Source organism: Streptomyces thermospinosisporus, from assembly GCF_039526425.1.
GTDB classification, from domain to species: Bacteria; Actinomycetota; Actinomycetes; order Streptomycetales; family Streptomycetaceae; genus Streptomyces; species Streptomyces thermocarboxydovorans.
Genome location: NZ_BAAAIZ010000118.1, coordinates 1 through 6,842, shown reverse-complemented (window position 1 = coordinate 6,842; position 6,842 = coordinate 1). Strand labels below are relative to the sequence as shown.

The 6,842-nt window shown below is 69.0% G+C and carries 6 protein-coding genes and 1 pseudogene; 5 read left to right on the top strand and 2 right to left on the bottom strand.

The annotated features are described in order from the left end of the window. Positions 1 to 445: 445 nt before the first annotated feature. The 3 genes from ABD207_RS29535 to ABD207_RS29525 all read left to right on the top strand — a co-directional run bounded on the left by ABD207_RS29535 (position 446) and on the right by ABD207_RS29525 (position 3,256). Positions 446 to 2,377, top strand: a complete 1,932-nt coding sequence (locus tag ABD207_RS29535; RefSeq protein ID WP_344016312.1) for an MFS transporter — start codon at positions 446 to 448, stop codon at positions 2,375 to 2,377. A gap of 20 nt (positions 2,378 to 2,397) precedes the next feature. Further along, positions 2,398 to 2,790: a DUF2267 domain-containing protein gene (locus ABD207_RS29530; protein ID WP_344016311.1), complete on the top strand. Its 393-nt coding sequence runs from the start codon at positions 2,398 to 2,400 to the stop codon at positions 2,788 to 2,790. Between the two features lie 70 nt (positions 2,791 to 2,860). Continuing rightward, entirely contained in the window at positions 2,861 to 3,256 is a 396-nt protein-coding gene (locus ABD207_RS29525; protein WP_344016310.1) for a DUF2267 domain-containing protein, read from the top strand. 134 nt (positions 3,257 to 3,390) lie between these two features. Here ABD207_RS29525 and ABD207_RS29520 read toward each other — a convergent pair whose 3' ends face one another. Then, positions 3,391 to 3,840, bottom strand: a complete 450-nt coding sequence (locus ABD207_RS29520; protein WP_344016309.1) for a DUF1931 family protein — start codon at positions 3,838 to 3,840, stop codon at positions 3,391 to 3,393. A gap of 333 nt (positions 3,841 to 4,173) precedes the next feature. Here ABD207_RS29520 and ABD207_RS29515 point away from each other — a divergent pair, with 333 nt between their 5' ends. Beyond that, a complete protein-coding gene (locus ABD207_RS29515; RefSeq protein WP_344016308.1) occupies positions 4,174 to 5,307 on the top strand; it encodes a hypothetical protein in 1,134 nt (377 codons plus the stop codon). A 75-nt stretch (positions 5,308 to 5,382) separates the two neighbouring features. On the opposite strand, the gene ABD207_RS29510 is transcribed toward ABD207_RS29515, so the two are convergent. Beyond that, positions 5,383 to 5,919: a phosphate-starvation-inducible PsiE family protein gene (locus ABD207_RS29510; RefSeq protein ID WP_344016306.1), complete on the bottom strand. Its 537-nt coding sequence runs from the start codon at positions 5,917 to 5,919 to the stop codon at positions 5,383 to 5,385. A gap of 196 nt (positions 5,920 to 6,115) precedes the next feature. On the opposite strand from ABD207_RS29510, the pseudogene ABD207_RS29505 reads away from it, so the two are divergent. After that, positions 6,116 to 6,695: pseudogene (locus ABD207_RS29505) on the top strand (methionine adenosyltransferase domain-containing protein); the annotation flags it as partial. Positions 6,696 to 6,842: the final 147 nt, after the last annotated feature.

Here is a 6,842-nt window from a genome sequence, read left to right as displayed (position 1 = left end):
CGGCGCCCGGAACCGCGGCCGCGCCGGGGCTCGACCTCCGGGGGTGACTCATGAACGACGTCGTCCATCACAGCTCCTCAGCGCGATCGAGGCACGGCATGCGGTCCGCCACCGGCCCCGTCACGGCGCCGGCGCCAGGCGCGCACCAGCCGAAGGGGGAGGAGCCCCAGCGGTGCTCGCCGTCCCAGGTCCGCCCGGTCCTCGCGGTCGAACGCCCGTGCGTAACGCTCCGCGTCCCGGGCCGTCGGGTAGCGCTTGCTTCCCTCTGCCCCGCACCCGCGCGCGCAGTGCCAGAGCATCGTGTCGCCTTCGTGGAAGAAGCGAAACCGGTGTCCCAGAAGGTGGCAGCGCAGCATGAGGGACCACGTTATCCGCACTGGCGTATTCCGTCCTGTTCTGTCCCACCCCAGGCGCCAGCCTGTCGACCTGAACGAGGAGGCGTGGCATGACCACCACCTCCGAACTCGGCGTGGTCACCACCAAGGTTCCCGCCCGGCTGGACCGGCTGCCGTGGTCCCGCTTCCACTGGCGGATCGTCGTCGGCCTGGGAACCGTCTGGATTCTGGACGGCCTCGAGGTGACGATCGTCGGGGCGGTCGCCGCCCGTATGACCGAGGCGGACAGCGGCATCGACCTGACCAGCGCCGACATAGGCACTGCCGCCGCCATCTACGTGGCGGGCGCCTGCGTCGGCGCCCTGCTGTTCGGGAGGCTCACCGACCGCTTCGGGCGCAAGAAGCTGTTCATGCTCACGCTCGGCATCTATGTCCTCGCCACCGTCGCGACCGCGTTCGCCCACGACGCCTGGTACCTCTACCTCGCCCGCTTCATCACCGGTATGGGCATCGGCGGAGAGTACGCCGCGATCAACTCGGCCATCGACGAGCTGATCCCCGCGCGCAACCGGGGGCAGGTGGACCTGGCCATCAACGGCAGCTACTGGGTCGGTTCGGCGCTCGGCAGCCTGGTCGCCGTGCTGCTTCTCAACGAGAGCCTGCTGGCGGCCGACCTCGGCTGGCGGCTGGCCTTCGGCCTGGGCGGCGTTCTGGGCCTGGGAATCATGCTGGTACGCCGCCATGTTCCGGAGAGCCCACGCTGGCTGTTCATTCACGGGCATGAGGACGAAGCCGAACGCATCGTCGACCGGATCGAGGCCGAGGTGCGCGAGGAGACCGGCCGGGAGCTGCCGGAACCCGGCGAGGCGGTCACCGTGCGTCAGCGCAAGGTCATCCCGTTCAGGGAGATCGCCGGCGTGGCTCTGCGGCGGTACCCGAGGCGTGCCCTTCTCGGCCTGGCGCTCTTCATCGGACAGGCGTTCCTGTACAACGCGATCGTCTTCGACCTGGGCACGATCCTCAGCGGATTCTTCGACATCGGCTCCGGTACGGTCCCCTACTTCCTCGCCGTCTTCGCGATCGCCAACTTCCTCGGGCCGGTGCTTCTCGGCCGGCTGTTCGACACCGTCGGCAGGAAACCGATGATCACGGGCACCTACGTCGGCTCGGCGGCCGTGGCCACCATCCTCGCCGTGCTGATGATCACCGGTTCCCTGACCACGGCGTGGTTCTTCCTGCTGGTCTCGCTGACCTTCTTCGTGGCCTCCGCGGGAGCGAGTTCCGCCTATCTGACGGTGAGCGAGGTCTTCCCCATGGAGACCCGGGCCCTGTCCATCTCGCTGTTCTTCGCCGTCGGCACGGCGGTGGGCGGGATCACCGGGCCGCTGCTGTTCGGCCATTTGATCCACACGGGTGACGCGGACCTGGTGGCCATAGGCTTCCTCGTCGGAGCGGCGGCCATGGCACTGGGCGGTCTCGCCGAGGTCGTCTTCGGTGTGCGGGCCGAACAGCAGTCCCTGGAGAACATCGCCCGGCCGCTCACCGCCGAGGAGGCGGAGGCGAACTGGCGCGGCGAGCCCGCGCCGCAGGACGAACGGGACCGTCTCCGGCCGGCAGATGTGCAGCAGGCGGCGCACGAGCGGGACCGGCGGATCGCCGACCGCACTGCCCGCCGCCGGGAGCGGCAGCGCTCCGGAGCCCGCCGCTATCGTCCGGGCACCGGACAGGGCAGCAGGGTGTACTCGCCGGGGATGGCCGGCACCGCGGGTGCGGCAAGCCGTACGTCCGCCATGTCGGAACAACGCCTCGACGACGAGATCGAGCAGATCACCCACACGGTCCGGGAAACCGGTCCGACGAGCCGCGAAGACCTCAAGCGGGCCGTGAACGGGCGTTCCTGGGGCCCCCGGCGCTTCCGCCGTGCCCTGCGCGAGTCCGAGCGCGAGTCCAGGGTCAAGGCCGTCGGCAAGGACCGCTACGCGCCGGGCGACGGACGCTACCGGTCCGACGGCGCACCGGACGACCCCCATGACCGGCGGTGACCGGCACAGAGGAGGCAGCGATGAAATATGACGAATTCCTCGCCCGGGTGCGCGAGCGAGGCGAGTACAACGACCGGGACGAAGCCGCGGCTGTCACCAATGCCGTGCTGGAGGTGCTGGCCCAGCGGATCAGCCCGGGAGAGGTCAGGGATCTCGCGTCCCAGCTGCCCGACCCGCTGGGAGACGTACTGAACCGTGCCGCGCCGCAGCAGGCCGAGAGCTTCGGGATCGAAGAGTTCCACCGCCGGGTCGCCGAGCGCACCCGCGCCCGGCCCCGTACCGCGGAGTGGGACGCCGGCGCGGTGCTGACCACCGTCGCCGACGCCGTCACCGGGGGAGAGCTGAATCAGATCATCAGCCAGCTCCCCTCCAGTTACGCGGTCCTGTTCGGCAAGGCGGACCTCGCGGACTGAGCCCGTGAGGCACCCGGAAACGAAAGGCCAACGACAAATGGTTGAAACAGGTTTCTCATCGTTCGACACCATGGTGGACAAGGCCAACCGGCTCCTCAAAGACGTCGAGGAGGCCTTCGAGTGGCCCAAGGACCGGCGCAAGCAGTCGTATGCGGCGCTGCGGGCCGTGCTGCACCCGCTCCGGGATCGTCTCCCGGTCGAGACAGCCGTACAGTTCGGTGCCCAGCTGCCGACCATCGTCCGAGGCGTCTACTACGACGGCTGGAAACCGGCCGATACGCCCATGAGGATGAGCAACGACGAGTTCTTCGCACGGGTCCGGAGCGAATTCCCCTACGCGGTCGAGGGCGGCAGCGAGAGGCTGGTGCGCACCGTACTGAAATCCCTGCAGCGCCATGTGAGCGCCGGCGAATGGCAGCACCTCAAATCCCGGGTGCCGGGCTCGTTCGCGGCGCTCCTGCCGTGATCATCCGGTCCGTGATCCTGTCCTTCGCGGCGCTCCTGCCGTGATCCGGTCCATGAGGAGGCCCCGCTCCACCGCGGGGCGACCCCGACGGGGACGCGGCACCGCGGCGAGCTCGGAGCAGAAGGCCGGCGAGCTCAGAGCAGAAGGTCGAAGACGGCCCGAGCCTCTTCCCAGTGCTGGGTCTGGGGGTTCTTCAGGTCGGGGTGGAGGATCTTGAAGCTCTGGGCCAGGGCCAGGCTGAGTCCGCCGATGATCTCCGGATAGGCCGCCTCGGTCTCCTCGTCGGGCGCGCGGTCCAGAGTGGGGTGGGTGGCGAGCTGTTCCAGGATCGGCTTGAGCTCTATCTCGTGGTCGATCTTCCGGAAGTTGTGAATGCTCTCCTGCAGGCCCTTCGTTATGGGCAGGTCGCACAGGCGGACGATGTCGCGCCCGTTGGCCTTGGCGGTGGCCTGGGCGACGGTCAGCAGACCGTAGAGCTTGGCGTCGACGAAGTCGCTGTAGCGCTTGAGATCGTTCTTGTCGACGTCAAGCCCCCCGGCCACGCGGAAGAACCTTTCGAACCTGGCGATGGACATCACGGTCATGACGGCAACCTCCAGCTGCGGGCTCGCGAGGGCTCCCGCCCCCTGGGTCTGCCAGCCAGCCTGGCCGAGAAAAGTACGCGAACGCATGCGCATACCGGGCCCAAATAGCCTCCCTGTGTTGCCCTGCCAGGCCCAGGCGTCCGGTGGCCCGGGGAGTCGGACGGGCGTGCGGAGCGACCGCGGACCGGCAGCATGGGGTACACCGCGTCGCCGAGCGGCCACGTACCGGTGGTGCTCCGGGACGCGGAGTCGGCATTCATGCGGAGTCGACGTTACGCGGCGGCGCCTGCGGGCACCTCGGACCGCGGGGCATCCCGACGAGGAGGGCGAGCCATGCAGGCGTCGTCGCAGGACATCACGGTCGTGGCGCTCCTGGCGGACCCGGACACGCCGACGGAGATCGCCAAGCGCCTGGCCGGGACACTTCCGGACCGGCTCACCCGCAAGTCGGGACGGGAGCGACAGTTCGACGTGAAGGTGGTCAGTGAGCCCTTCACCTCGGGGACGGAGGACCCGCCCACCCTGATGCGCCGGATCATGGACCGTGGGAGCGCGGAGGACTGGGACATCGTCGTCGCCCTCACCGACCTTCCGCTGCATTCACACGCGGGCAAGCTCGCGGTGGATCTGGACCGCGAACACGGCCTGGCGCTGGTCTCTCTCCCGTCCCTCGGGGGCCTGCGGCTGTACACAAGGACCCGGCGGGCGGTCGAGGAAGCCGTGCTCGACCTGGCGGACCCGCAGACCACGGAGGCCGAGGAACCTCCGCGAAGCCGGCCGCCCGCGGGCCCCTTCGCCGCTCGTCTCTCGCCGATACGTCCGGACCGGCCCGGTGAGGACGAGATGGGCGATCTCCGGTACGCCGTCAGCGGGCCGCGCGGTCACCTGCGGGTGCTCTTCGGCATGGTCCGCGCCAACCGGCCGTGGCGGCTGGTGCCGGGCCTGTCGAAAGCCATGGCGGCCGCACTCGCCACGGGAGCGATCGCCACCGTGAACGCCACCGCCTGGGGACTGGCCGTGTCCCTGAGCACGCCACGCCTGGTGATCGCCACGGTCGGATCCGTCGCGCTCATGATCGGCTGGCTGATCGTGGACGCGAACCTGTGGCACCGGCCATCAGGGAGCTCGCCGGCGGCGAGGCAGCAGGCGCGGCTCTACAACGCCTCGACGGTCGTGACCGTGGGGCTCGGGGTCCTCGTCTGCTACGTGGGTCTGCTGGTCATCAACTTGTTGTGGGCGCTGTTCATTCTCAACGACCAGATGTTCGTCTCCGCGACACGGAAGCCACTGGACGCCGCGCAGTACCTGACGTTGTCCTGGTTCGTGGCTTCGGTCGCCACCGTGGGCGGCGCGCTGGGATCGGGCCTGGAGAGCGACGAGGCGATCCGGGCAGCCGCCTACTCCAAGCGCGAACAGGAACGCCGCCGCACCCTCCAGGACGACCACGGTGACAGGCCCACGGAGTGAACCCGCCGGCACGAACGGCTTCATATGCCGGCCCAGCGGCGGACGGGGCGGCCGGGGGGTGCGGAAGGCGACGGATCAGGACCCGGACACCGAGGTGGGTGAGGGCTCCGGCGGCGGGGAGCGCCGCGCCTCCTGAAGCGGGAAGTAGTCTCCCGGCCGCGTCGAGCGCCGCCACACGTACACCGCCGCCGCCATCACGAGGATCAGCCCCGCCAGGACGAGCAGCTCGATCCCCTCGACCTTCCACCGGAAGGACTTCTCCGCCTCTGCCGTGACGATGAGCACCTTGCGGATGCCGGCGATCAGGCCGACGACGAGGAACGGCTCCGCGTCGAGGGTCCGGTTCCGGATGGTGAGGCGGACGGTGTGGAGCAGCTCAGCGACGATGAACAGCACAAGGCCGTTGTCCAGGGTGCTGAGAACGACCGTCTCCGCGCGGTACGGCCCCTGAATCGCGTCGACGAGGTCGCTGACGACCTCGACGGTCAGGAGTCCCGCGAGCAGCACCAGGAGGCCGGCGATGACGAGGTGAATGCCGTCCTCGATCAGCTGCAGGACGCCCTGCAGCCGGTTGCCCTCGATCTTCGGGAGAGTCGGTCGCACAGGCAACATGCTAGGAGTCCCCCGGCCCGCAGGCGCGGCGTGCGGTCCGAGGGGGGTGCTTCCGAGGGAGGCGCGGCGTGCGGCCGAAGGGGAGTGTTTCCGCAGGTCAGGTCCCTGGTTGCCGCCTCCAGGTCAGGCACGTGCCGTTGCCCTGGCCCCCGGTGATGAGCGTGCCGCGTCGTTGCTCGTCCAGCCAGGGACCGCTCTTGGCCCCGATATCCGGGAGTTCGTGGTGGAGCCCGAGTTGAAGGCACTCCTGGATGACGGTATCAAGCTGGAGACCGAAGGCTACCGTCTGCTGGTCAACCCGACCGGCCGTTTCGAGATCGGCGGCCCGATGGGCGACGCTGGCCTGACCGGCCGCAAGATCATCATCGCCACGTACGGGGCTCCGCCCGCCACGGAGGGGGCGCCTTCTCGGGCAAGGATCCGTCCAAAGTCGACCTTCCGCCGCGTACGCGATGCGCTGGGTCGCCAAGAGCGTGGTCGCCGCGGACTTCGCCACACGCTGCGAAGTACAGGTCGCGTACGCGATCGGCAAGGCCGAGTCCGTCGGTCTCTTTGTGGAAACTTTCGGGACCAACACGATCGACAGCGAGACAATCCAGCAGGCGATCTCCAAGGTTTTCGACCTTCGCCCGGCCGCGATCATCCGCGACCTCGACCTGCTCCGTCCCATCTACGCCCAGACAGCCGCATACGGGCATTTCGGCCGAGAGCTGCCCGACTTTACGTGGGAGAGGGCCGATCGCGTCGACGCACTGTGGCGGGCCGCGAACATATGAGCGTCTCAGTTCACCGCGTCGCGATCATCCGCGACCCCGACCTGCTGCGTCCAATCTGCTTCCAGACAGCCGCCTGCCGCCAGTTCGGTCTGAGCTGTCCCGAGTTTCGTAGAGTCCGGTGATCTTGTTTCAGGCGGACTGCGGGGT

Bases quoted from the DNA above. Each gene is read 5' to 3' on its own strand.
- ABD207_RS29510 (WP_344016306.1), bottom strand. From the start codon at position 5,919: ATGTTGCCTGTGCGACCGACTCTCCCGAAGATCGAGGGCAACCGGCTG.
- ABD207_RS29520 (WP_344016309.1), bottom strand. From the start codon at position 3,840: ATGACCGTGATGTCCATCGCCAGGTTCGAAAGGTTCTTCCGCGTGGCC.
- ABD207_RS29535 (WP_344016312.1), top strand. From the start codon at position 446: ATGACCACCACCTCCGAACTCGGCGTGGTCACCACCAAGGTTCCCGCC.
- ABD207_RS29530 (WP_344016311.1), top strand. From the start codon at position 2,398: ATGAAATATGACGAATTCCTCGCCCGGGTGCGCGAGCGAGGCGAGTAC.
- ABD207_RS29525 (WP_344016310.1), top strand. From the start codon at position 2,861: ATGGTGGACAAGGCCAACCGGCTCCTCAAAGACGTCGAGGAGGCCTTC.
- ABD207_RS29515 (WP_344016308.1), top strand. From the start codon at position 4,174: ATGCAGGCGTCGTCGCAGGACATCACGGTCGTGGCGCTCCTGGCGGAC.